Here is a 23,003-nt window from a genome sequence, read left to right as displayed (position 1 = left end):
ACGGAGGGCCCCACCAGGCGGTAACGGCTGACTACGATTCGTGAACGTGAGTGCGTCGCCCGGTTCCGCCGCTGATACCCGTCCCCACCTGGTCGTCTGTGGCGCCGACGCACTGGTCTGGACCTTGGCCGAAGAGGTGGCGAATTCCCGCCATCGGATCCGGCTCACCGTGATCACTCCGGCCCAGCTGCGGCCGGACGTGCCGGACCTCAAGGTGCTCGAGGAGCGCGGTGTCGAGCTGCGCCAGGCCGACCGGCTGGACGAGCGGACGTTCCGGGAGGCCGGGCTGTCCGGTGCCACCGCCCTGGCTCTGGTGATGCCGGACGACATGGTCAACCTGCACGCCGCCCTGTGCGCCCGGGAGGTCGAGGAGAAACTGCGGGTGGTGGTCCGGATGTTCAACACCGGGCTGGCCGGCAGCGTGGGCCGGATCTTCCCGGACCACGTGGTGCTCTCCGACGCCGAGATGGCCGCGCCCGCGTTCGTGGCGGCGGCGCTCGGCGAGGTGGCGCCCACCCACTTCCGGCACGGTGGCCGGACCCTCTACGTCGCCCACCGCGGCGACGTGCTGGACCGCAACGTGATCGCGACCCTGGCCGCCGACGACGACGGCGAGGTGTCGGTGCTGCCCGCCGAGCCGGCCCCGGGCACGGACCGGCCGCACGATCTGGTGCTGGCCGAGGCCACCGGCCGGCCCGGTGAGGACGTGACCCGCCGGCTGCTGGCCCGGGCCGGTCGCCGGCGCCGCCCGCTGGCCGCCTTCGGCCGGGCGCTGCGCGCCGCGCTGAACCGCAAGCTCGGTGTCGCCGTGCTGATCACGCTGGTCATCACGGTGCTGGCCGGCGCGGTGCTGAACGCGTGGGACGACACCCGGCACAACCTGTGGCAGTCGATCTACGTGACCCTGATGACGGCGGTCGGCGCGTCCGATGTGGAGGACAAGCGCAACGCGGTCGCGCAGGCCGCGCAGCTGGTGCTCACCGTCGCCGGGCTGGCGCTGCTGCCGCTGATCACCGCGGCCGTGGTGGACGGCATGGTGAACGCGCGGCTGGCGCTCAGCCAGGGCCGGATCGCCGGAGCGCTGCGCGACCACATCGTGCTGGTCGGGCTGGGCAACGTCGGCACCCAGGTGCTGCGCCAACTGCACGACCTGGGCGTCCGGGTGGTCGCCATCGATCGGCACGCCGACGCCCGCGGCGTGAAATCGGCACAGCGGCGCGGCGTCCCGGTGATCATCGGCGACGCGTCCCGGGAGGAGACGCTGCAGGCCGCCTCGATCGCCACCTGCCGGGCGCTGATCGTGGTCTCCACCAACGATCCGGTGAACCTCCAGGCCGCCCTGCACGCCCGCGGGATCCGTGACGACCTGCGGGTGGTGCTGCGGCTGTTCGACGACGACTTCGCCCAGCGGATCGGCTCCGCCTTCGACATCACCGCGTCGCGCAGCGTCTCCCGGCTCTGCGCCCCGGTGTTCGCCGCGGCCCTGCTGGAGCGCAACGTGCACGCCAGCATCCCGGTCGACCGGCACGTGCTGCTGGTCGGCACGGTCACCGTCCGCGAGGCGTCGACTCTGGACGGTGCGTTGCTGGACGACGTCGACGAGCCCGGGCAGGCACGGGTGATCGGCATGTCCGCCGCCTCGGCCGGCGACTGGATGGACTGGCGGCCGGACCCGCGCCGGGTGCTCGCCCCCGGCGACCGGATCCTGGTGGTCGCCCGCCAGCGCGCGTTGCGAGCCCTGGTCGAGAGATCGAAACCCTAGACCCTTTTCGGTACGGCGTGCAGCCTCCCGGCCGGCGCGTCGGCACCGCTGCCCACGCCCGTTCGCGGCGGGCTCGGCCGGCGCGCATGGCGGTCCGGACTGGAGCGGGCGTCGCGGGCTCGGCCTGAGCGGCCTCGCGGTCCGGCGCTGGAGCGGGCGTCGCGGGCTCAGCCCGGCGCGGCCTCGCGGTCCGGCACCGGGATCACCGTGCGCTTGGCCACGGGACGTGGCTGTTGCGGTTGGGGGAGGGCGAGAGCGTACAAAATGGATTTTGTCTCAGACCGATAGCTCGTCGGCGTCGACGCCCAGCACCGCCTGCTCGTCGGGCTTGTTGACCAGCACCTCGGTCAGGTACGACTGGACCGCCGGGCCCATCCCGACGTCGCGGCCGGCGCGCTCGGAGAGCAGCCACTTGTGCTGGATGATCTGGGAGAAGATCTCCTGCGGCTCCAGTTTCCGGCGCAGCGCGGGCGGGACGGCGCGGACCACCGGCTCGAAGACCTCGGTCAGCCAGCGGTGCGCGGCCTGCTGCTCGTCACGCAGCGCGCTCTCCGCGCGATAGGTGTCCAGGTCGTTGAGCAACTGGCGAGCCTGGTTCTCCTCGGCGTCCAGGCCGGTCAGGCGCATCAGCCGGCGGGTGTGATAGCCGGCGTCGACGACCTTGGGCCGGACCCGGTAACCACCGTCCGTGGTCGACATGGACACCTCGGCGACGTCGAAGCCCATCTCGTTGAGCCGCCGGATGCGCCGCTCGATGTGGTGCCGGGCGTCCTTGGTGACCTCCTGCTCGTAGGTCACCTCGTGCCACAGCCGCTCGTAGCGCGCGACGATGTCGTCGACCACCTTCTCCGGGTCGATCGACTCGTGCAGCAGCTCGGCGGCCTGCAGGTCGAGGCACTCGCCGAAGATGTTCAGCCGGAGGATCTCGATGTCCTCGCTGCGCTGGCCCTCGGAGAGTTTCGGATAGAGGTTGCCGGTCTCGGCGTCGACCAGGTAGGCCGCGAAGGCGCCCGCGTCGCGGCGGAACAGCGTGTTGGAGAGCGAGCAGTCACCCCAGGAGAAGCCGGTCAGGTGCATCCGGACGACCAGCGCCGCGAGCGCGTCGAGCAGCCGGTTCATCGTGTTCGGCCGGAGCACCCGGGAGAACAGGGCGCGATAGGGCAGCGAGAACTGGAGGTGCCGGGTGACCAGCACGGTCTCCAGCGGCTCGCCCTCCGCGGTCCGCCGGTCGGTGGCGATGGCGACCGCCTGCACGGCCGGGAAGTCGATCCGCTCCAGGGCGCGGAGCAGGTCGTACTCCTTCTCGGCGATGCGCTCGCGGGTCTCCTTCATCGCGTAGACCACGTCGTTCAGCTTGACGAAGCGCACGACGTGCCGGGAAATGCCCTGGGGCAGCGCGACCAGGTGATCCGCCGGCCAGTCCTCCAGCGGCACGTGCCACGGCAGGTCCAGCAGCGCGGGGTCGATGAGGGCGGAGGTGATGCGCACCGACCAAGTGTGCCCGGTCCGGCTCCGCGTCGTGCTCGTAGGTGGCTCGTTACACAGGTGCGAAAACGCCTACGACGTACCCGGGAGTGGCATGCGACGCAAGACAGCGATCGTCGTCGGAGCATGCGCCGCCCTCGTGCTGGCCGGGGTGGCCGGCGCGATGACGGCGAAGCACGGCGATGACGGTCCGGTCGGAACCTGGCAGCAGGCGCCCGGGGTGCCGCGTACCCCGGTGGCGGCCGAGGTGTCCCGGCCGGCTCAGGCTGTCGCGGTGCGGTCGTCCGTGACGGCCGGGTCCTCCTCCGGTTTCTCGTCCGAGAGCCCTTTCTCGTCCGAGAGACCTGAAGAACCAGCTTCCCCGCCGTCCGCTCGTGCCCCAAAATCTTCGCATAAAACGGACAAAACGCAGCACGGTGCGGAGCGTGTCCTCGAATCGGCCTCGGTGGCCGGCGGGCGGCAGCGGGTGGGTGAGCTGCTGACCGTCGGCAAGCTGCTCGGATATCTGGCCGGGCCGTCGGCGCAGACTTTCCGTTATCCCGGGGCCTCCTACGTGAAGGTGCACTTCGCGCGGATGGCGATGCTGCCCGGTGACTATGTGACGGTGGCGAACCCGGATGCCACCGAGTCCTACCGCTATGACGCGAAAAATGGTGGTAAATGGGCGATGTCGATCACCGGGGACACCGCGGTCGTCGAGGTGCACCGGGCGATCGACCCGCTCGGCGTGCGCTCCGCTCTCGACGGGCTGGGTGTGCGGGTGGACCGGGTGGCTCGCGGGTTCAGTCGTACCGAACAGGCCCGGATCCCCGCCCCGGCCACCGCGCGTCCCGGCCGGTCCGGCCGGGAGGAGTCGGTCTGCGGCGCCGACACCTCCACCGACGCGATCTGCTACCAGTCCGCCGACCCGGTCGCCTACGTCAAGTCGAAGGCGATCGCCCGGCTGCTGATCAACGGGACCGAGCTGTGCACCGGCTGGCGGGTCGGTCCGAAGAACCGGATGCTCACCAACAACCACTGCCTGACCACCTCGGAGGAGGCGTACGACACCGAGGTGTGGTTCAACTACCAGTGCGCCAAGTGCGGCGGGTACGACGTGTTCAAGCCGACCAAGGTCTGGGGCGACCAGGTGCTCTCCACCGACCACGTGCTCGACTACACGCTGTTCAGCGTCGACGGCTTCGAGGACGTGACGAAGTTCGGGTACCTCACGCTGGACACCGCGCGGCCGGCCAAGGGGACCGAGCTCTACGTGCCGCAGCACCCGGCCGGGGAGCCGACCCGGATCGCCGGGGCCAAGGGGGAGAAGGCCGGCAACTGCTCGGTGGAGAACCCGGACTACACCGGATATGCCGCGCACTCCGACGTCTCGTACCTCTGCGACACCGCGGGCGGCTCGTCCGGCTCGCCGGTGCTGTCCCGCAAAACGAACAGGGTGGTGGCGCTGCACCACTTCGGCGGATGCCCCAATTCGGGCGTTCGTGGTGACCTGCTGGCCGCGAAGTTGCGGGCGTACCTTTAACTTTTACGGATGATCCAACGCCCCAACCTGCCCTGGTGGCCTGACGTCCTGCTGCTCGCGGGGTTCGCGGCGCTGACCGTTGCCTTGATCAACGGCCAGCTGCTGGATCTTGACCAGCGGGTGGCCGATTGGTCGCTGTCGCATCAGCCGCGGATCTCGTACTGGACCGCGCGGGCCTTCAACTACTTCGGGCAGGGCGGTCAGGTGCTGACTCCGGTGGCCCTGATCCTGACCGGGCTGCTGGTGTACCGGACCCGGTCGGCACGGGCGGCCCTGCCCTTCGCCGCCGCCTACGTGTTGCTGTATCTGACCATCGGGCCGATGAAGATCTTCTTCGACCGGGCCGCGCCGACGTACCAGGGCCCGTTCAAGGCCGAGATGTTCAATCCGGTGGCGAGCGGCAAGTACAGCATGAGCTATCCGTCCGGGCACATGGGTAACACGCTGGTCTGGTACGCGGTCTTCGCGATCCTGGCGGCAGCCCTGTTGCGGCGGTCCCTGAAGCGGTGGGAGCTGTTCGCCCTCCGGGTCCTGCCGGTCGCGATCGTCCTCGTCACCACGGTCTACCTGGGCTTCCACTGGCTCACCGACTCGATCGCCGGCCTGCTCCTCGGCGTGGTCCTGGCACGTGTCCTGCAGCGCATCCCCTGGGACCGGGTCCCCCTGCCGGCCCTGGGCGGCTGGAGCCGTCCCGCCTTCCACTAGGCCAGACGGTCCAGCAGGGCGGGGACCGCGGCGAGGAGCCGTTGCTCGTCCGGGGTGAGTTCGCTGGCGATCCGGGACGCGACCCACTCGCGACGCGCGGCTCGGTCGTGGTTGAGCGCGGACTCGCCCGCCGCGGTCAGGGTGATCACGAAGCCGCGGGCGTCGGCCGGATTCGGCGCCCGGCTGACGAATTCGAGTTTCTCCAGCTCACCGATGGTGCGGCTCATGCTCTGGTGGGTCACCCGGCGCAGCGCCGCCAACTCGGCGATGGTCCGCGGGCCCTCCCGGCTGAGATATCCCATCGTCTCGGCGTGCGTGCGCGGCAGCGAGTCGGCGTGCGCGCGGGTGGTGCGCACCAGCCGGCCGATCGCCTGCCGCAGTTGCTCGGCGAGGTCCGGCAGATCGGGTTCGTTGCTCTCGGGCATGGCAATAATGTACAACACCGTTGTACAACAGTGTTGTACAAACCGATCTGCCCGGAGGGTGACATGGAACTGACCAAGTTCGGCCATGCCTGTGTGCGGCTGGAACGGGACGGCCGCCGTCTGGTGATCGACCCGGGCGGCCTGACCGCGGAGGACGCGCTGGCGGGCGCCGACGGGGTGCTGATCACGCACGAGCACTTCGACCACTTCAGCCCGGAGAAGCTCGCGGCCGCCCTGGCGGCGAACCCGGCCCTGGAGGTCTGGACGAACGAGTCGGTGGCGCGAGCCTTCGACGGCGATCCGTCCCGGGTGCACGTGGTCGGCGAGGGCGACGCCTTCACCGCGAACGGTTTCGAGGTCCGCGCTTACGGCCGGTGGCACGCCGAGCTGCATCCGGACATCCCCCGCGTGCCGAACGTCGGCTTCCTGATCGACGAGTCCGTGTTCCACCCCGGCGACGCGCTCACCGTGCCGGACGTCCCGGTGACCACGTTGCTGATCCCGGTGCACGGCCCGTGGTCCCGGGTCGCCGACCTGATCGACTGGGTGCGCGAGGTGAAGCCGGAGCAGAGTGTCGGCGTGCACGACGGAGCCCTGAACTCACTCGGCGCCACCATGCTCGGCAACTTCCTGGGCACCGAGGGCCCCGCCCCGACCGGCGCCCCCTACACCCAGCTCACCCCGGGCCAGACGCTCAGACCGCGAGGCCGGCGCGGAACACCTTCGTGAGGGTCAGGCCGGCGTCGAGGACGGCGATGTCGGCGCGCAGGCCCGGCGTGAGGGCGCCGCGGTCGGTGAGACCCAGCAAACCGGCCGGTGTCGTCGCGGACATCGCCACCGCCGCCTCCAGGGGCAGGCCGGCGGCGACGGCATTGCGCAGCGCGACGTCCATGGTCAGCGTGCTGCCGGCGATCGAGCCGTCGCGGGCCAGGCGGGCCACCCGGTCGGCGACCACGACGGCCTGGCCGCCCAGTTCGTAGGCGCCGTCGGGCATGCCGGTCGCGTCCATCGCGTCGGTGATCAGGACGGCGCGGGACGGGCCGGCGCTGCCGGCGGCGAAGGCCAGGGTGCCGGGGTGCAGGTGGATGTTGTCGGCGATCAGCTCGACCGTCGCGGTCGAGGAGAGCAGTCCGACGATCGGGCCGGGCTCGCGGTGGTGCACCGGGCGCATGCCGTTGAACAGGTGCGTCGCCACGGTGGCGCCGGCCGCGACCCCGGCGTGGACCTGCTCGTAGGAGGCGTCGGTGTGCCCGATGGCGGCCAGCACCCCGGCGTCGCGCAGGTGCGTGATCGCCTCCAGGGCGCCGTCCAGCTCCGGGGCGACGGTCATCATCCGCACGCTGCCCTCGCCGATCTTGATCACCTCGGTGATCTCGGCGAGCACCGGGTCGCGCAGGAACTCCGGGTTCTGCGCCCCGCAGCGGACCGCGGAGAGGTACGGCCCCTCGAAGTGGATCCCGGCCAGGATCCCCTCGTCGACCAGCGGCTTGTAGGCCAGCGTCGCCGCGCGCATCAGCTCGAACGGCGAGCTGACCAGGCTGCCCAGCATGGTCGTGGTGCCGTGGGCGAGGTGGAACGCCGCCGCGCCGCGGGCCGCCGCCGGGTCGCCGGTGGTGAACGTGTGGCCCCCGCCGCCGTGACAGTGCAGGTCGACGAAGCCGGGGACGATCACGTCGTCGCCGGCCGCGTCGTCCGGCGTGATCGCGGCGATCAACCCGTCCGCGATGTCGAGGTGACCGGTCACGATCGCGGACGGGGTGACGATCCGGCCGGAGATGCGGCTCATGCGGGGGTTCCCAGGGAGTCGAGGGCGAGCAGGGCGGCGCCCAGGCAGCCGGCGGTGTCGCCCAGCTCGGCCCGGACGATCTCGGGGGTGCGGTGGAAGGTGACCCGCTTGGCGAACGCCTCCCGGACCGGCAGCAGCAGCCCGTCGCCGGCCTCGGCCAGCCCGCCGCCGAGCACCACCACGCCGACGTCGTACAGCGCCTGCGCGGTGAGCAGCCCGTCGGCGAGCGCCTCGACGGCGTCCCGCCACACCTGCCCGGCCAGCTCCTCGCCGGCCGCGGCCCGGGTGGCCACGTCGAAGGCGGTGGCGTCCGGGTTGCCGGACAGCTCGGCGTACTTGCGCCCGACCGCCTTGGCCGAGGCCTCCGCCTCCAGGCAGCCGCGCAGGCCGCAGCCGCACGGGGCGCCGTCCGGCCGGACCGTGACGTGCCCGATCTCGCCGGCCGCGCCGTGCGCCCCGGAGTATCCGGAGCCGTCCACCACCAGGCCGCCGGCGATGCCGGTGCCGATCGCCACGAACAGCACGTGCCGCCGGCCGCGCCCGGCGCCGAGGCGTGCCTCGGCGAGCGCGCCGACCCGGACGTCGTGACCGAGCGCCGCGGGCAGACCGAGGCGGGCCGCGGCCAGGTCGCGCAGCGGCACGTCGCGGAAGCCGACGTTCGCCGACCAGACCGCCACCCCGGTGGTCTCGTCGACCACGCCGGGCACCGCGAGGCCGGCCGCGACCGGGGTGAGCCCGTCCGCTTCCGCCTTGGCGGCCAGCCCCTCGGCGACGGTCAGGATGTTCTCGGTGACCGCGGCCGGCCCGCGGGCGGCCAGCGTGGGGTGACGTTCCTCGTGGTGCACGCCGCCGTCCGGGCGGACCAGGGCGCACTTCATCCCGGTGCCGCCGACGTCGAGGGCGATGACGACGGTGTCGGTGTCGCTCACGAGTGGTCGGGCAGGACGATGGAACGGCTCAGGCCGCTCGGGTTGTCCGGGTCCAGGCCCTGGGTGGTGGCCAGCAGGACGGCCACCCGCTGCGCCAGGACCAGGTCGGCCATCGGGTCGAGCGGGGCGCGCCCGCCGACCCAGCGGCCCAGGGAGGCGTATCCGCCGTGGTGGCGGCTGTGCACGAAGGCGGCGCCGCGGGCCTCGACCTCGTCGGCCAGGCCGGCCGGCACGTCGCCGAACGCCCACACCACCCGGCGCGGGCCGGCGATCGAGATCGGGCCGTGCCGGTAGTCCATGGCCGGGTACGACTCGGTCCAGAACCCGGCCGTCTCCCGGCACTTGAGGGCGGCCTCCTCGGCCAGGCCGACGGTCCAGCCCCGGCCCAGGAAGGTGATCTGGTCGGTGAGCGCCGGGTGCACCGGCAGCGGCAGCCGGACGGCCACCTCGGCGTCCATCGCGGCGGTGTCCATGTCCTGGCCCAGGTGCGCCCGGAGCAGGGCCAGCGTGCTGGTGGCGAACCGGGTCTGCACCACCGACTGCTCGTCGGCGAAGTCCAGCACCACGGCGTGCCCGGCGATGTCGACGGCCGGCTGCGCGGGGTCGGCGGTGATCACTGTCACCGGCGTCCGCTCACCCACGGTGCGCATCACGTCGAGGGTCTCGGTGGTGGTGCCGGACCGGGTGATCGCGATCAGCCGGTCGTAGTGCCGCCCGTACGGGAAGTCGGAGGCCTGGAACGCGTCGGTCTCGCCGTGTCCGGCCTGCTCACGCAGCACCGCGTAGGACTTGGCCATGAACCAGGAGGTGCCGCAGCCGACCACCGCGACCCGCTCGCCGCGGTCCGGCAGGCCCGGCGATCCGGCCAGCTTGGCCGCCTGGCGCCAGCAGTCCGGTTGGCTGGCGATCTCCGCCTTTACGTGCGTCATGGCTCATCCTCAGCGGTTGTGCTGCGCATTCAAGCTCGGTACCCGGGTATTTCGCGCGTTATTGTGCTCATGGGCCCGGCGCGGGGGCAAGTACCGCGCAGCGGCTCGCTTTGCTTCCCCGCCTTTCGCGCACTAATGTGCACACACTTACCATGAAACGTGCATCGGGGAGTGTCGGGTGGACCGGTACGCGCGGTGGAATGCCCTGCTGGAGCTACTCACGGAGAGCGGCCGCGTAACCGTCGAGGAGGCCGCCGAGCGCCTGGACGTCTCCCAGGCGACGATCCGGCGTGACTTCGATCAGCTCGCCCAGCAGCAGATGATCACGCGCACCCGGGGTGGTGCGGTCGCCAACGGCGTCTCCTACGACCTGCCGCTGCGCTACAAGAGCGCCAAGCACTCGGCGGAGAAGCAGCGGATCGGTGAGGCCGCGGCCCAGCTGGTCAGCCCCGGCGCCGTGGTCGGACTGAACGGCGGCACCACGATCACCGAGGTGGCCCGGGCGCTGGCGGTCCGGCCGGACCTGAACGCCGTCGGCGACGGCTCCCAGCTCACCGTGGTCACCAATGCCCTGAACATCGCGAACGAGCTGCTGCTCCGCTCCCGGATGAAGATCGTGGTGGCCGGTGGCGTGGTGCGCCCGCAGTCCTTCGAGGTGGTCGGCCCGCTCGGCGGGGCACTGCTCAAGGAGGTCACGCTGGACATCGCGCTGCTCGGCGTCGACGCGCTGGATGTGGAGCTGGGCGCCGCCTCGCACCACGAGGGGGAGGCCGCGATGAACAGCCTGATGGTGGCCCGGGCGAAGCGGGTCGTGGTGATCGCCGACTCGTCGAAGCTGGGTAGCCACGCGTTCGCCCGGATTTGCCCGATCACCCAGGTGGAGACCCTGGTGACCGACTCCGGCGCGTCCTCGTCGACGATCGCGGCCTTCCGAGAGGCCGGGGTCGATGTGATCTGCGCCTGAAAAACGAGCGTCGATCACTTAAGGTGCGGCGATGACCGCCGTACTCGAGATATCAGGGCTGCGGAAGACATATCGCAGCCGTAAGGGTGTCCGGAAGGCGCTGGACGGGTTCGACATGGTGGTGGAGGCCGGGCAGGTGCACGGCTTCCTCGGCCCGAACGGCTCCGGCAAGACGACCACCCTGCGCACGCTGCTCGGCCTGATCAGGCCGAACGAGGGCCGGATGACGATCCTCGGCCAGGAGGTGCCCCGGCACCTGCCCGAGGTGGCCGGCCTGGTCGGCGCGATCGTGGAGAGCCCGCAGTTCTTCGGCAACTTCACGGCCGAGACCACGCTGTCGCTGCTCGCCGACGCGGGCGGGGTCAATCCGCTCCGGGTGCCCGCCGTGCTCGAGCTCGTCGGCCTGCGGGACCGGTCCAAGGAGCGGGTGAAGACCTACTCGCTCGGCATGAAGCAGCGCCTCGCGGTAGCGTCCGCGCTGCTCAAGGAGCCGAAGCTGCTGATCCTGGACGAGCCGGCGAACGGTCTGGACCCGGGCGGCATCCGGGAGATGCGCACGCTGATGGGCGACCTGGCCGCCTCCGGGATGACTGTGCTGCTGTCCAGCCACATCCTCGGCGAGATCCAGCTGATCTGCGACTCGGTGACGATCATCGCGGCCGGGCGGAGGGTGGCCGCGGGCTCGGTGTCCGAGGTGCTGGCCAGCCACACCTCGTCGACCGTCAAGGTACGCCTGGAGCCGGGGGTCGACCTGCTCGGCGCGGCCGAGCTGCTGCGTGCCGCGGGCGCGCTGATCACCATGGAGAAAGATCACTTCACGGTGGCGAACGCCAGCAATCCGGCTCAGATCACCAAGCTGCTGGCCGATCGGCAGATCTACGTCTCCGAGCTGACCCCGGTCTCGGCGGATCTGGAGGACGTCTTCCTCGAACTGACCGGCACCGCGCCGGTCACCGGGGCGAGCCGGCAGGTGGACCAGGTGGCGACGCAGGGCGGGTGGGGTCAGTGAGCCTTTTCAAGGCGGAGACGCGCCGGCTGAGCAAGCGGCGGTTCACCAGGTTCTCGGTGCTGCTCGCACTGCTCGTGCTCGGGCTGGTCGCGGGCGGCGTCACGCTGACCAACCACAAGGTCGGCCCGGCGGCCCTCGCCGAGGCGCAGGCCTCGGCCGATCGCGATTTCCAGGAACAGAGCGCGCTGTCCGCCCAGGAGAAGCAGCGCTGCGCCGAACGGCCCGCGGATTACCCGGAGGGCTGCGACGCGATCTGGACGCCGACCCGGGAGGACTTCCGGGCCGAGAACTACGTCGGCTCGCAGTTCGACTTCCGGGAGAACTACCCGGCCATGGTGATCACGTTCGCGGCGCTGCTCGCCCTGATCGCGTTCATCATCGGCGCGTCCTTCGTCGGCGCCGAATGGAACAGCGGCGGCATGATGAACCTGCTGCTCTGGCGGCCGCAACGGCTCCGCGTGCTGTCCACCAAGCTGTCCGCCCTGATGGCCGGGCTGACCGGGCTGGCGGTGGTGGCCGGCGCGGTCTGGACCGGGATCTTCTGGGTGATCGCGATGCAGCGCGGCACCACCGAGCGGATGACCTCGGGCGCCTGGCAGTCGATCGGCCTGATGGGCCTGCGCGGCCTCGGCCTGGTGCTGGCCGCCGGCGCGATCGGGTTCGGCGTCGCGTCGATCGGGCGGCACACCGCCGCGGCGCTGGGCGCGGCGATCGGCGTGATCGTGGTGTTCCAGTTCGGCCTGGGCGTGGTGCTGCAACTGGCGCAGGCCCGGTTCGCCGACCTGTACCTGCTGCCGACCTGGATCGCCGCGTGGATGTTCAAGTCCTACGAGGTGACCGACTACAACGCGCCCTGCGTGTTCTCGGCCAACGGGTGCGAGCCACCGACGTACACCCTCACCTGGCAGATGTCAGGCGGGTTGTTCCTCGCGTTGTCAATCATCATTGTGGGTGCCGCAATGTGGACGATCCGTAAGCGCGATATCACCTGAGGTAGCGTTCGCGGGGGTCGTCGGTCGCGCTTATGCTGATGGCCCCCGTGTGTCCATCCGTGCAAGCCGATCCGTGCCGTCAGGGAGTGCCATGCAGCCCGCCGCCGACCCGACCGGGGACCAGCCGGTCGAGGAGCAGCAGCACATCCCCGTTCCGCGTGCCCCGGAGACCTCCACATCGGAGCCGGCCCCGCCGCCGCCCGCGCTCACCGAGCGGGACGAGCAGATCCTCGCCTTCGAGGCGAAGTGGTGGAAGCACGCCGGCGCCAAGGAGCAGGCCGTCCGGGACACCTTCGACCTCTCCTCGACCCGGTATTACCAGCTGCTCAACGCTCTGCTGGACAATCCGGCCGCGCTGGAGCGGGACCCGGTGCTGATCGGCCGCCTGCGGCGCCTGCGATCAGCCCGGGCACGCACGCGCCGCCGTTAGACCTGACGATTCTTTGCGTACGCCTCCAGCCAGGCCACCTGGGCCGGGTCGAGTGAGGCGCGCACCCGCTCGCGGGCGTTGGTCACGTTCGCCAGGGTGACCGTCGAGGCCTCCAGCGAGTCCCGCATCGCGGCCAGCGCCGACTCCCGGATCAGCGCCGCGCAGTCGGCCGCCGAGAACCCCTCCAGCTCCGCCCCGAGCACGTCCAGGTCGACCGAGGAGTCCAGCGGCACCGCCCGGGCCGACGCCCGCAGGATCGCGGCCCGCGCCGGCCCGTCCGGCGGCGGCACGTAGATCAGGCGTTCCAGCCGGCCGGGCCGCAGCAGCGCCGGGTCGATCAGGTCGGGCCGGTTGGTCGCCCCGATCACCACCACGTTCCGCAGGTCCTCGACCCCGTCCAGCTCGGTGAGCAGCGCCGCCACCACCCGGTCGGTGACCCCGCCGTCGGTGCCCTGGCCGCGGGCCGGCGCCAGCGCGTCCACCTCGTCCAGGAAGACCAGGGTCGGCGCGGCCTCCCGGGCCCGGCGGAACAGCTCGCGCACCGCTTTCTCGCTGTCGCCCACCCACTTGCTGAGCAGCTCGGCGCCCTTGACCGAGAGCACGTTCGCCTTGCCGGTCCCGGCGATCGCCTTGACCAGATAGGTCTTGCCGCAGCCGGGCGGACCGTAGAGCAGCACGCCGCGCGGCGGGGAGACGCCGAGCCGGGCGAAGGTGTCCGGATAGGTCAGCGGCCACAGCACCGACTCGGTGAGCACCTGCTTGACCTCGGCCAGGTCGCCGACGTCGTCCAGGGTGACCTTGGCGACCTCCAGCGTGGACTCGGCCATCGAGGTGGGCCGGACCACGTCCAGCGCGGCCTCGAAGTCGGCCATCGTCACGGTCGGCGCGTCCGCCACCTTCTGCCGCAGCGCCGCCCGGACCCCGGCCTCCCGGGCCAGCGCGCCCAGGTCGGCGGCGACGAACCCCGGGGTACGCCCGGCCACGTCGTCCAGCCGCACGTCCTCGGCGAGCGGCATCCCGCGGGTCAGCACGCCCAGCTGCTCGCGGCGCATCGCGGCATCCGGCAGCGGCACGGTGAGCTGGACGGCGAGCAGGTCCGGGGCGCGCAGCGACGGGTCGACCGACTCCGGCTTGCTGGTCGTGCAGACCACCGCCGCGCCGGAGGCCACCGTCTCGAGCAGCACCTGGCGGAACACCGTGGCCAGCGGGCCCGACTCGTCGCGGGGCGCGAGCGCCTCCACGTCCGAGATCAGCAGGACGGCGGGCTCGTCGCCGCGCACCTCGTCGGCCAGCGAGCGCAGGCGCCGGGCGGCGGCGTCGTTGGTGAGCGCGGCCAGCTCGGGGGCCCAGACCGGGCGTACGCCGGCTCCGACCGTCGCCGCGACGGCCCGGACCAGGGCGGACTTGCCGGACCCGGCCGGTCCCGAGATCAGCACGCCGAGACTGACCTTGGTGCCCAGCTTGGCCAGCACCTCCCGGTGGTGGAAGCCCAGGTCGAGCAGCTCCTCCAGCTCCTTGGCCTGGGAACGCAGGCCGGGCAGGTCGTCGAGGCTCGGCGGCGGCACGTCCGGGTCGGTGGAGGCGGGCGCCTCGGCCCGGATCTCGGCGCGTGCCGCCCGGTGGGCGGGGCTCGCCGCCGGCCCGTCCTGCCAGGCGACCACGGTGTCCATGGTCACCAGGCCGGCGTCCGCGTCAGTGACCTCGGTGACGGTCAGCAGGGTGCTGGTCCAGGCGTAGCCGACCCTGTTCGCCAGGCTGCGCCGGGCCGCCTCGACCAGCGATCTGTTCCCGGCCTCGGGCAGCACGTCCTGCGGCAGCAGCGACACGTCGTCGCCGGCGCTGACCACCTTGCCGAGCAGGGCCAGCCGGAGCATCTCCGGGGAGACCACGGCGACGATCTCCGGCGCACCGGCCAGAGTCACCCGGCGTGCCCCGGTCACCGGGATCGGGGTGACCGTGACTTGCCCGCCGTCGCGCATCCCGAGGTTGCCGAGGGTGAGATCGTCGGCATAGAGCAGGGCCCGGCTGGCGCCTGCCTCGGCCCGGGCCACGATCCCGGCGGTCACCCGGGTCCCGGCCAGCCGCACCGGGTCACCCGGCTGCAGCGCCAGGGCGGCCATCACCTCCGGGTGCAGGCGGACGATGCCGCGCCGGGCGTCCAGCGCCGCGGGCCGCAGGGTCACGGTCAGCGTGAGCTCATCTGCCACCGGGGAAGCCTCCGATTGATCGACAGGACAGACCGTAGGGCACCCACGCTAGCGTTCAGCGCGCGAGATCGGGCTTCACAGCACGTGCTCAGGAGCGCCCGATTAGGTTGGGCGCCATGTCTGCGTTACCCCGGGTGACCCGGCGCCGGGCGGTCACCGCCGCGGTGGTGCTCGTGCTGCTCGCCGCCGCGACCATCTGGGCGGTGCTCCCCGAGCGCGCCGCCTGGACCGCCCAGGACCTGCGGATCACGGTTCGCACCGGTCCCGCCGGCGACCAGCCGGTCGACCTGGACGCGCGTTTCCTGGTGCCGCGGGAGCGCTCCGGCAGGGTGCCCGCGGTGCTGCTCGCCCACGGGTTCGGCGGGACGAAGGATTCCGTCCGCTCGGACGCCGAGTCGCTCGCCGCCCGGGGCTACGCGGTGCTCACCTGGACCGCCCAGGGCTTCGGCCGGAGCACCGGCGAGATCCACCTGGACAGCCCGGACTACGAGGTCAGGGACGCTCAGCGGCTGCTCGACTGGCTGGCCGAGCGCCCCGAGGTGCGCACCGACGCGGCCGGGGACCCCCGGGTCGGCGTGGTCGGCGGCTCCTACGGCGGTGCGCTCGCCCTGCTGCTGGCCGGCCAGGACCAGCGGGTCGACGCGATCGTCCCGTCGATCACCTGGAACGACCTGGGTAACGCGTTCCTCCCGCAGTCCGCCGGCACCGACGCCACCGGGGTGTTCAAGAAAAGCTGGGCCGGCGCCTTCTTCGGCTCCAGCTCGGGCGGCGACAATCCGGCCTGCGGGCGGTTCGCCGCCGACGTCTGCCAGGCGTACCTGTCGATGGCCACCACCGGGGTGCCCGACGCGGCCACTCTCGCCCTGCTGCGCAGGTCCAGCCCGGCCACCGTGCTCGACCGGATCAAGGCGCCGTCGCTGCTGATCCAGGGCGCGGTGGACACGCTCTTCCCGCTCTCCGAGGCGGACGCCAACGCGCGGGGGATCGCCGCCGCCGGCACGCCGGTCCGGGTCGCCTGGTTCACCGGCGGGCACGACGGCGGGGCCGGGCCGGGCAACGATCAGGACCGGGTCAAGTTCCTCACCGTGCAGTGGCTCGACCACTACCTGAAAGGTGCCGGGAGCGCGCCGGGCGACGACTTCACCTGGTCCCGGGTGGCCGGGTTCAGCGCGATGGACCGGGACCTGGTGACCAACGGGTACTCGACCGGGGCGTACCCGGGGCTCGGCGGGACCGGCAGCGCCACCGTCGACCTGAGCGGGCCGGCCCAGCCGATCGCGAACCCGCCGAACGGCAATCCGGCGGCGATCTCCTCGCTGCCCGGGCTCGGCGGCCGGCTCAGCTCGCTGCTCAGCGGCAACGTCGCCACGGACGTCCCGGGCCAGCACGCCACGTTCGCCAGCGCGCCGCTGAGCAGCGCGATCGACGTGGCGGGCGCGCCGACGGTGCGGCTGCGGGCGGCGTCACCGACGGGTGAGGCGGTGGTCTTCGTCAAGCTCTACGACGTCGACCAGAACGGCGCGCCGACGCTCAGCGCCGGTCTGGTCGCCCCGGTCCGGCTCACCGGCCTGCCGAAAGACATCGGCCAGGCCCGGCCGGTGACGGTCACGCTGCCGGCGATCGTCCGGCAGCTCCAGGCCGGGCACACGCTCCAGGTCGTGGTCGCGACCTCGGACCAGGCGTTTCTCACCCCGGCCGCCCCGGCCACCTACACCGTGGCGATCGACGGGCAGCTGACGCTGCCCACGCTGGTGGGCACGGCGATCGCGTCGCCCGCGGCGCTTTACTGGTACGCGCTGGGCGGGCTGATCCTGGTGCTCGTGCTCGGCCTCGCCGTCCTGCTGCTGGTCCGCCGGGTGCGCCGCCGCCGGCGGGTGACCGCGGTCAACGAGGCCTATGCGGACACGCCGCTGGTGGTGAGCGGGTTGCGCAAGGCGTACGGCGACGGGTTCGTGGCGGTCGAGGAGATCGGCTTCACGGTCGAGCGCGGCCAGGTCGTGGGCCTGCTCGGCCCGAACGGCGCCGGCAAGACCACCACGCTGCGGGTGCTGATGGGGCTGACCTCGCCGACCGCCGGTGAGATCCACGTCTTCGGGCACCGCCTGGTCCCGGGCGCGCAGATCCTGTCCCGGGTCGGCGCGCTGGTCGAGGGTCCCAGCTTCCTGCCGCACCTGTCCGGTTACGAGAACCTCAAGGCGTACTGGCGGGCCACCGGCCGCCCGTGGGAGGACGCCCGCTTCGACGAGGCGCTGGAGATCGCCGGACTGGGCGCCTCGGTGCACCGCCGGACGAAGAACTACAGCCACGGCATGCGCCAGCGACTCGCCATCGCCCAGGCCATGCTCGGCCTGCCCGAACTGCTCGTGCTCGACGAACCGACCGACGGCCTGGACCCGCCCCAGATCGCCGAGATGCGCCGGGTGCTCCAGCGTTACGCCACCGACGGCCGCGCCGTGCTGGTCTCCAGCCACCTGCTCGCCGAGGTGGAGCAGACCTGCACCCACGCCGTGGTGGTGAACAAGGGCCGCATCGTCGCTTCCGGCCCGGTCGACGACATCGTCGGCGATTCCCCGTCGGTGGCCATCGAGGTCACCGACGTCCCGGCCGCCACCGAGATCCTCACCGGCCTGGGCGTCCGCTCGGTCACCCCGGACGGCGCCACCGGCCTGATCGTCGACATGAACGGCACCCCGCGCGCCGACCTGGTCGCCTCCCTGGTCCGGGCCGGCGTCGGCGTCGACCGGGTGGTCCCGCGCCGCCGCCTGGAGGACGCCTTCCTGGCCCTGGTGGGCGACAACTCCCGAGGGAGCGGAGACCGATGACCTCTTCAGCCGCCGACCGAGCCGGCACCACCCCTGCCGCTGCGGGCCGCACCGACGCCGCGGTGGGCTACCGCCCGTCGCGCACGCTGCCGATCCGGGCGGAGATCCGGCGGCAGGCGTCCCGGCGGCGGACCCAGCTGGCGCTCGGCTTCATGGTGCTGCTGCCGCTGATCATCCTGGTCGCCTTCGAGTTCGGCGGCGGTGGTGACGACGAGGACCGCAACAGCGGCGGCGCCTTCAGCAGCCTGGTCGACCTGGCCACCTCGGGCGGGCTGAACTTCGCGCTGTTCTGTCTCGCGGTCTCGGCCGGCTTCCTCCTCGTGGTGGTCTTCGCGCTGTTCGCCGGCGACACCGTGGCCAGCGAGGCCAGCTGGGGCAGCCTGCGCTACCTGCTGGCGATCCCGGTCCCGCGCGCCCGGCTGCTCGCGGTCAAGCTGGTGGTGGCGCTCGGATACGCCCTCTTCGCCCTCGCGCTGCTGGCCGGCACCGGCCTGCTGGTCGGCACGCTCCGATACGGCTGGCACCCGCTGGGCAGCACCGTCTCCGCCCAGATCCCACCGGGTCCGGGCGTGCTGCGACTGCTCGGGATCCTCGCCTATCTCGCCGTCATCCTGCTGGTGGTGGCCGGTCTCGCCTTCCTCCTCTCGGTCCTCACCGACGCTGCCCTGGGCGCGGTCGGCGGCGCCGTGCTGCTCTGGATCCTGTCGAGCATCCTGGACCAGATCACCGCGCTCGGCTCGATCCGCAATGCCCTGCCGACCCATTACAGCGACGCCTGGCTGGGGCTGCTCTCCACTCCGGTCCAGACCGAGGATCTGGCCAAGGGAGCCATCTCCGCGATCGTCTATGCCACCGTCTTCTGGGGGTTTGCCTTCTACCGATTCACCCGCAAGGACGTCACCTCCTGACCGATCCGTCCCCTGCCCCTGAGACGCGGCAAGATCTTTTCGGGCTGCGCGTAAACACGTTGACCGGCCGGGCCGGCGCTTGAAGGATCGGCGGATGGCCGACTTCACCATCCGGCCGGCGGCGCCGGACGATGCCGCAGCCGTGGTCGCGCTGAGCGCGACAGTCCATCCCTATCTGGTACGCGGCACGGCCAACACCAGGCGCACCATCGCCCAGCCGCCGCCCGGGGAGGACTGGGCCGCGTTCGTCGCGGAGATCGGTGGTGACCTGGTCGGCTGGGTCGCGGCGTATCGCAAGGTGCGGACGGCGGAACCGGGGTTCGGGCAGATCTCGCTGCTCCAGGTCCATCCGGCGGCCCGCCGCCGGGGCATCGGCGACGCGCTCTTCGAGGCGGCCGCCGGCCATCTGCGGGCGGCCGGGATCCGGCGGGTGGCGGCCACGGTCCAGCCGGAGGTGCTGTCCTTCGCCCGCCGCCGCGGCTTCGAGCCGACCCGTGAGCTGCGCTATTCCGTCCTCGACCTGACCACGTTCACGCCGGCGGACCATCCGCCCGCAAGCCTGCCTGAGCACCGGCGGCGAACGGGCCCGACGGGGGAGCCGGAAGGGCACCCTGATGGAGACGCGGGGCTGCGGTTGGTCCCGTTGCGCGAGACGACCGCGGAGGCCCTGTACGCCGCCGACGTCGCCGCTGCCACCGACGAGCCCGGTGACGCACCGCCGCAGCCACCGTCCCCGGCCGCGTGGCGCTATGACGTCTGGGACAACCCGGACCTGGATCACGACTTGAGCGTCGCCGCCGTCCGGGGTGCCGAGATCGTCTCGTTCTCCCTGCTGGTCCGGGACGGCGCCCGGGTCTGGTCGGACATGACCGCGACCGCGCCCGCCCACCGTGGCCGGGGCCTGGCCCGGCGGGTCAAGGTCGAGGCGCTGCGCCGGGCCGCGGCCGCCGGCGTCACGGACGCCTACACCGCCAACGACGAGTCCAACGCGCCGATGCTGGCCGTCAACACCCGGCTCGGCTACCGCCCGGTCGCCACCCAGTACTCCTGCGTCGCCGACCTCTGACCCTCGTGGGGCATCTGTCCCGGTAAATCCGGCAAACGGTGGAGATAGCCGCACCATCCGGGTGTTCCTGGAAGGAGGTCGCTCACACCTCGGGAACTCGCTGGGGCGATCCGAAGATCTCGTCGTAAGCTTCAGGAAACAACTGAATACCTCATCCAGAGGGGCAGAGGGAACGGCCCGATGAAGCCCCGGCAACCACCACGCATGTCTCGCTGACGAGGCCGCGCGCGGCAGGTGCTAATTCCGTCCCCGCATTGCGGCAGGTCGCCGCCGGGGAAAGATGAGAGGAAGGCCTCGATGACTGCTGCCGTCAGTGCACCCGAAAACCAGACCACCACCTCGCCCGCTCGCGGCCTGGTCTGTCGCGCCTGCGGCGCGGAGTACCCGCTCGCCGCGCAGCACGCGTGTTACGAGTGTTTCGGCCCGCTCGAGGTGGCCTATGACGAGGCCGCGCTCGCGCGGGTGACCCGGGCCCAGATCGAGGCGGGCCCGCAGAACATCTGGCGTTATGCCGCGCTGCTCCCGGCCGGCCAGGACCCGGCGACCCGGGTGAGCCTGGACCCGGGCCTGACCCCGCTGGTGAGCGCGCCGGCCCTGGCCGAGCGGCTGGGCATCACCGCGCCGCTCTGGGTGAAAGACGACTCGCAGAACCCGACCCACTCGTTCAAGGACCGGGTCGTCTCGGTGGCCCTGACCGCCGCCAAGGAGCTGGGCTTCAAGCGGTTCTCCTGCGCCTCCACCGGCAACCTGGCCAACTCGGTGGCCGCCCACGCGGCCCGGGCCGGGGTGCCCAGCATCGTCTTCATCCCGGGCGACCTGGAGCAGGGCAAGGTCGTGATGAGCGCGATCTACGGTGGTGACCTGGTCGCCATCGACGGCTCCTACGACGACGTCAACCGGCTGTGCAGCGAGCTGGTGGAGACCGACGAGTTCGAGGACACCGCGTTCGTCAACGTGAACGTGCGGCCGTTCTACGCCGAGGGCTCCAAGACCCTGGGTTACGAGGTGGCCGAGCAGCTCGGCTGGCGGATCCCGGCCCAGGTGGTCATCCCGATGGCCTCCGGTGAGCTGCTGACCAAGGTGGACAAGGCGTTCACCGAGCTGGTCGAGATCGGACTGGCCGAGGCGCCGGCGGGCGGCTGGACCGTGTTCGGCGCGCAGTCGGCCGGTTGCAACCCGATCGCGGTGGCGCTGCACAACGACACCGACGTGATCACCCCGGTGAAGCCGACCGGCATCGCCAAGTCGCTGAACATCGGCGACCCGGCCGCCGGGCCGTACGCGATCGAGGCGGTCCGCCGCACCGGTGGCTGGATGGACTACGCGAACGACGACGAGATCACGGCCGGTATCCGGCTGCTCGCCGAGACCACCGGCATCTTTGCCGAGACCGCCGGTGGCACCACCGTCGCGGTGCTGAAGAAACTGGTGGAGAGCGGCAAGCTGGACCCGGCCAAGGAGACGGTCGTCTACAACACCGGCGAGGGTCTCAAGACGCTCGACGCGATCGTCGACGCGGCCGGCCCGACGCACCGGATCAAGCCGTCACTGCGCGGCGCTCGCGAAGCTGGCCTGCTTGGATAGCGGAGAGTAACCGGACGCCAGCCGGTTGTCGAATATTCCTTCCTCCGAGGACTTGCGCGCCGATCTCCGGGTCGGCAGGATGCTTGTCGCGGGAGGACGCGACGCCGTACGTGGCCCCTCACCTGAGCTTGGCGACAATCTCGAGGGACCCAACGACCCAACGCTGACCCAATGGCTTTGTGCCGGAGGCGTTGTGCGTCCGTCCTCCCGACCAAAGTCCTCTCACCGGCGGCGGATCCGTTGCAGCCAGGGGCGCAGTGGCAGGTCTTCCGGATAGCCGCCATCGTGAAGTCCGGCGTGGCGCTCGAAGTAATTGCGCACGCCGAAGGACCCGGTCGCGACGTAAGACCAACCACAAGCGACCCAGTACGCCGGCCAGAACAGCGGGCCGAGCACCGCGTACTGCCCCGCGTGCCGGCTCTCGTGCGCCAGCAGCGCGGCACGCTCCTCGGCCAGCAGCCACTCGGCCGAGCGCCGGGTGATGATCACCGAGCCGACCGTGAAGCAGGACGCCGGCGGCATCGGGAGTCGCCACCCCTCGGCGATCAGCACGCCGTCCCGGCCGCGCCGGATCTTGGTCCGGGTGGCGAGGGCGAGCAGCAGCCCGGCGCCCGTGGTCCCGTTCACGGCGGTGAGCACCGTCCGGGTGACATGCCAGCGCCGGGGCGACATCAGATTTTCCGGCGCATCTGCAACTGGGTGAGGACCGGCACCGTCGGATGCGGCAGGCGCACCCCGGTGTCCTCGAAACCCAGTTTTTCGTACGCCCGGACCGCCCGCCCGTTCCCGACCACCACCTCGAGCATCAGCTCGTGCCGCCCGGCCGCCGTCGACCAGTCGGCCACCGCCTCGACCAGTTGGGCGAGCAGCTTGCCGCCCCGGGTCGCCGGCGTCAGGTAGACCGAGAAGACCACCGTGACCAGCGGCTCGTCCGGGATCGCGGTGCCGCCGGCGTGCCCGAGCAGCGGCCCGCCGCCCGGGTCGACGATGAACTGGGACAGCTCCGGTCCGTCGGCCGACATGCGCAGGCGCTGCGCATAGCCCTCGTGCGAGCGGGCGGCGGCCTGGGCGAGGGTCTCCAGGAAGGCGAGGGGACTGTCCGCGAGCATCTCGAGTCGCAGGGCGCGCAGCCGTCCGGCGTCCGCGGGGGTGACCCGGCGCACGGTCCAGTTCTCCATGCGTCCTCATTACTCGTCGCGGCGGTCACCGGCAACCGTCTTGCCGCAAAACCGTCCTGAGCTGCGCATGAAGATCTTTAGCCGGATTCCGGACCGGACCCGGGGGTTTCGCGGGAAGATGGTGTTTCTTGCACTCACCGGTCGCGAGTGCTAAACAGGTGATTGGCACTCGCGACCCGTGAGTGCCAACAGGTCGGGACGGTGGGGTTCCGGTCGCGTCGCCGCCATCGGCGCCGCGGCACGAAACCGGTCGTCGCGGGCTATCCGGCTCGGCCTGAGGACGTCACATCGCCAGGTGGT

General features: G+C 71.8%; 19 protein-coding genes, 1 pseudogene and 1 riboswitch. Of the genes and pseudogenes, 12 read left to right on the top strand and 8 right to left on the bottom strand.

Annotation, left to right across the window (positions count from 1 at the left end):
- The first annotated feature begins 46 nt into the window (after window positions 1-46).
- Window positions 47-1,762, top strand: a complete 1,716-nt coding sequence (locus Aiant_RS19095; protein WP_189328214.1) for an NAD-binding protein — start codon at window positions 47-49, stop codon at window positions 1,760-1,762.
- 276 nt (window positions 1,763-2,038) lie between these two features.
- Here the strand turns inward: Aiant_RS19095 and Aiant_RS19090 are convergent, their stop codons facing one another.
- Window positions 2,039-3,250: a DUF4032 domain-containing protein gene (locus tag Aiant_RS19090; RefSeq protein ID WP_189328215.1), complete on the bottom strand. Its 1,212-nt coding sequence runs from the start codon at window positions 3,248-3,250 to the stop codon at window positions 2,039-2,041.
- A gap of 91 nt (window positions 3,251-3,341) precedes the next feature.
- On the opposite strand from Aiant_RS19090, the gene Aiant_RS19085 reads away from it, so the two are divergent.
- On the top strand, window positions 3,342-4,769 hold the full coding sequence (locus Aiant_RS19085; RefSeq protein WP_189328216.1) for a trypsin-like serine peptidase: 1,428 nt from the start codon (window positions 3,342-3,344) through the stop codon (window positions 4,767-4,769).
- Between the two features lie 9 nt (window positions 4,770-4,778).
- Entirely contained in the window at window positions 4,779-5,474 is a 696-nt protein-coding gene (locus Aiant_RS19080) for a phosphatase PAP2 family protein (protein ID WP_189328217.1), read from the top strand.
- Here Aiant_RS19080 and Aiant_RS19075 read toward each other — a convergent pair.
- A complete protein-coding gene (locus Aiant_RS19075) occupies window positions 5,471-5,899 on the bottom strand; it encodes a MarR family winged helix-turn-helix transcriptional regulator (protein ID WP_189328218.1) in 429 nt (142 codons plus the stop codon). The genes Aiant_RS19080 and Aiant_RS19075 overlap by 4 nt on opposite strands.
- A gap of 63 nt (window positions 5,900-5,962) precedes the next feature.
- On the opposite strand from Aiant_RS19075, the gene Aiant_RS19070 reads away from it, so the two are divergent.
- Window positions 5,963-6,628, top strand: coding sequence for an MBL fold metallo-hydrolase (locus Aiant_RS19070; RefSeq protein WP_189328219.1), 666 nt, complete (start codon window positions 5,963-5,965; stop codon window positions 6,626-6,628).
- Here the strand turns inward: Aiant_RS19070 and nagA are convergent.
- Genes nagA through Aiant_RS19055 form a run of 3 tightly spaced genes read right to left on the bottom strand, consistent with a single transcriptional unit; the run spans window position 6,594 to window position 9,543 of the window.
- Window positions 6,594-7,685 (bottom strand): N-acetylglucosamine-6-phosphate deacetylase, encoded by a 1,092-nt coding sequence (nagA, locus tag Aiant_RS19065; protein ID WP_189328220.1) that lies wholly within the window; start codon window positions 7,683-7,685, stop codon window positions 6,594-6,596. The two genes, Aiant_RS19070 and nagA, sit on opposite strands and share 35 nt — an antisense overlap.
- Complete coding sequence (locus Aiant_RS19060) at window positions 7,682-8,563, bottom strand: ROK family protein (protein WP_229829849.1); 882 nt, start codon at window positions 8,561-8,563, stop codon at window positions 7,682-7,684. The genes nagA and Aiant_RS19060 overlap by 4 nt, the downstream gene beginning before the upstream one ends.
- Window positions 8,564-8,610: 47 nt before the next feature.
- Entirely contained in the window at window positions 8,611-9,543 is a 933-nt protein-coding gene (locus tag Aiant_RS19055; protein ID WP_189328222.1) for an SIS domain-containing protein, read from the bottom strand.
- 178 nt (window positions 9,544-9,721) lie between these two features.
- Between Aiant_RS19055 and Aiant_RS19050 the strand changes: the two genes are divergently transcribed.
- The 4 genes and pseudogenes from Aiant_RS19050 to Aiant_RS19035 all read left to right on the top strand — a co-directional run.
- Window positions 9,722-10,507 (top strand): DeoR/GlpR family DNA-binding transcription regulator, encoded by a 786-nt coding sequence (locus tag Aiant_RS19050; protein WP_189328223.1) that lies wholly within the window; start codon window positions 9,722-9,724, stop codon window positions 10,505-10,507.
- 31 nt (window positions 10,508-10,538) lie between these two features.
- Complete coding sequence (locus Aiant_RS19045) at window positions 10,539-11,516, top strand: ABC transporter ATP-binding protein (RefSeq protein WP_189328224.1); 978 nt, start codon at window positions 10,539-10,541, stop codon at window positions 11,514-11,516.
- Entirely contained in the window at window positions 11,513-12,508 is a 996-nt protein-coding gene (locus tag Aiant_RS19040; RefSeq protein ID WP_189328225.1) for an ABC transporter permease subunit, read from the top strand. The genes Aiant_RS19045 and Aiant_RS19040 overlap by 4 nt, the downstream gene beginning before the upstream one ends.
- A gap of 199 nt (window positions 12,509-12,707) precedes the next feature.
- Window positions 12,708-12,938 (top strand): annotated as a pseudogene (locus tag Aiant_RS19035) (DUF3263 domain-containing protein); the annotation flags it as partial.
- Here Aiant_RS19035 and Aiant_RS19030 read toward each other — a convergent pair.
- Complete coding sequence (locus tag Aiant_RS19030) at window positions 12,935-15,145, bottom strand: AAA family ATPase (RefSeq protein WP_189328227.1); 2,211 nt, start codon at window positions 15,143-15,145, stop codon at window positions 12,935-12,937. The pseudogene Aiant_RS19035 and the gene Aiant_RS19030 sit on opposite strands and share 4 nt — an antisense overlap.
- Before the next feature lie 116 nt (window positions 15,146-15,261).
- Here Aiant_RS19030 and Aiant_RS19025 point away from each other — a divergent pair, with 116 nt between their 5' ends.
- From Aiant_RS19025 to thrC, 4 genes are all read left to right on the top strand, one after another.
- A complete protein-coding gene (locus tag Aiant_RS19025; RefSeq protein ID WP_189328228.1) occupies window positions 15,262-17,967 on the top strand; it encodes an alpha/beta fold hydrolase in 2,706 nt (901 codons plus the stop codon).
- Window positions 17,964-18,875: an ABC transporter permease gene (locus Aiant_RS19020; RefSeq protein WP_189328229.1), complete on the top strand. Its 912-nt coding sequence runs from the start codon at window positions 17,964-17,966 to the stop codon at window positions 18,873-18,875. Before Aiant_RS19025 ends, Aiant_RS19020 begins: the two co-directional genes overlap by 4 nt.
- Window positions 18,876-18,969: 94 nt before the next feature.
- Complete coding sequence (locus Aiant_RS19015; protein WP_189328230.1) at window positions 18,970-19,941, top strand: GNAT family N-acetyltransferase; 972 nt, start codon at window positions 18,970-18,972, stop codon at window positions 19,939-19,941.
- 148 nt (window positions 19,942-20,089) lie between these two features.
- Window positions 20,090-20,228: riboswitch (SAM riboswitch) on the top strand.
- Between the two features lie 10 nt (window positions 20,229-20,238).
- Entirely contained in the window at window positions 20,239-21,525 is a 1,287-nt protein-coding gene (thrC, locus tag Aiant_RS19010; protein ID WP_189328231.1) for a threonine synthase, read from the top strand.
- 222 nt (window positions 21,526-21,747) lie between these two features.
- On the opposite strand, the gene Aiant_RS19005 is transcribed toward thrC, so the two are convergent.
- Both Aiant_RS19005 and Aiant_RS19000 read right to left on the bottom strand, forming a co-directional pair.
- Window positions 21,748-22,152, bottom strand: a complete 405-nt coding sequence (locus Aiant_RS19005) for a hypothetical protein (protein ID WP_229829790.1) — start codon at window positions 22,150-22,152, stop codon at window positions 21,748-21,750.
- A 44-nt stretch (window positions 22,153-22,196) separates the two neighbouring features.
- Complete coding sequence (locus Aiant_RS19000) at window positions 22,197-22,703, bottom strand: GNAT family N-acetyltransferase (RefSeq protein WP_189328233.1); 507 nt, start codon at window positions 22,701-22,703, stop codon at window positions 22,197-22,199.
- Window positions 22,704-23,003 lie beyond the last annotated feature (300 nt).

The sequence above is a fragment of the Actinoplanes ianthinogenes genome (assembly GCF_018324205.1).
In the GTDB taxonomy this organism is placed as follows: Bacteria; Actinomycetota; Actinomycetes; order Mycobacteriales; family Micromonosporaceae; genus Actinoplanes; species Actinoplanes ianthinogenes.
This window is presented reverse-complemented; position numbering and strand designations above follow the sequence as displayed.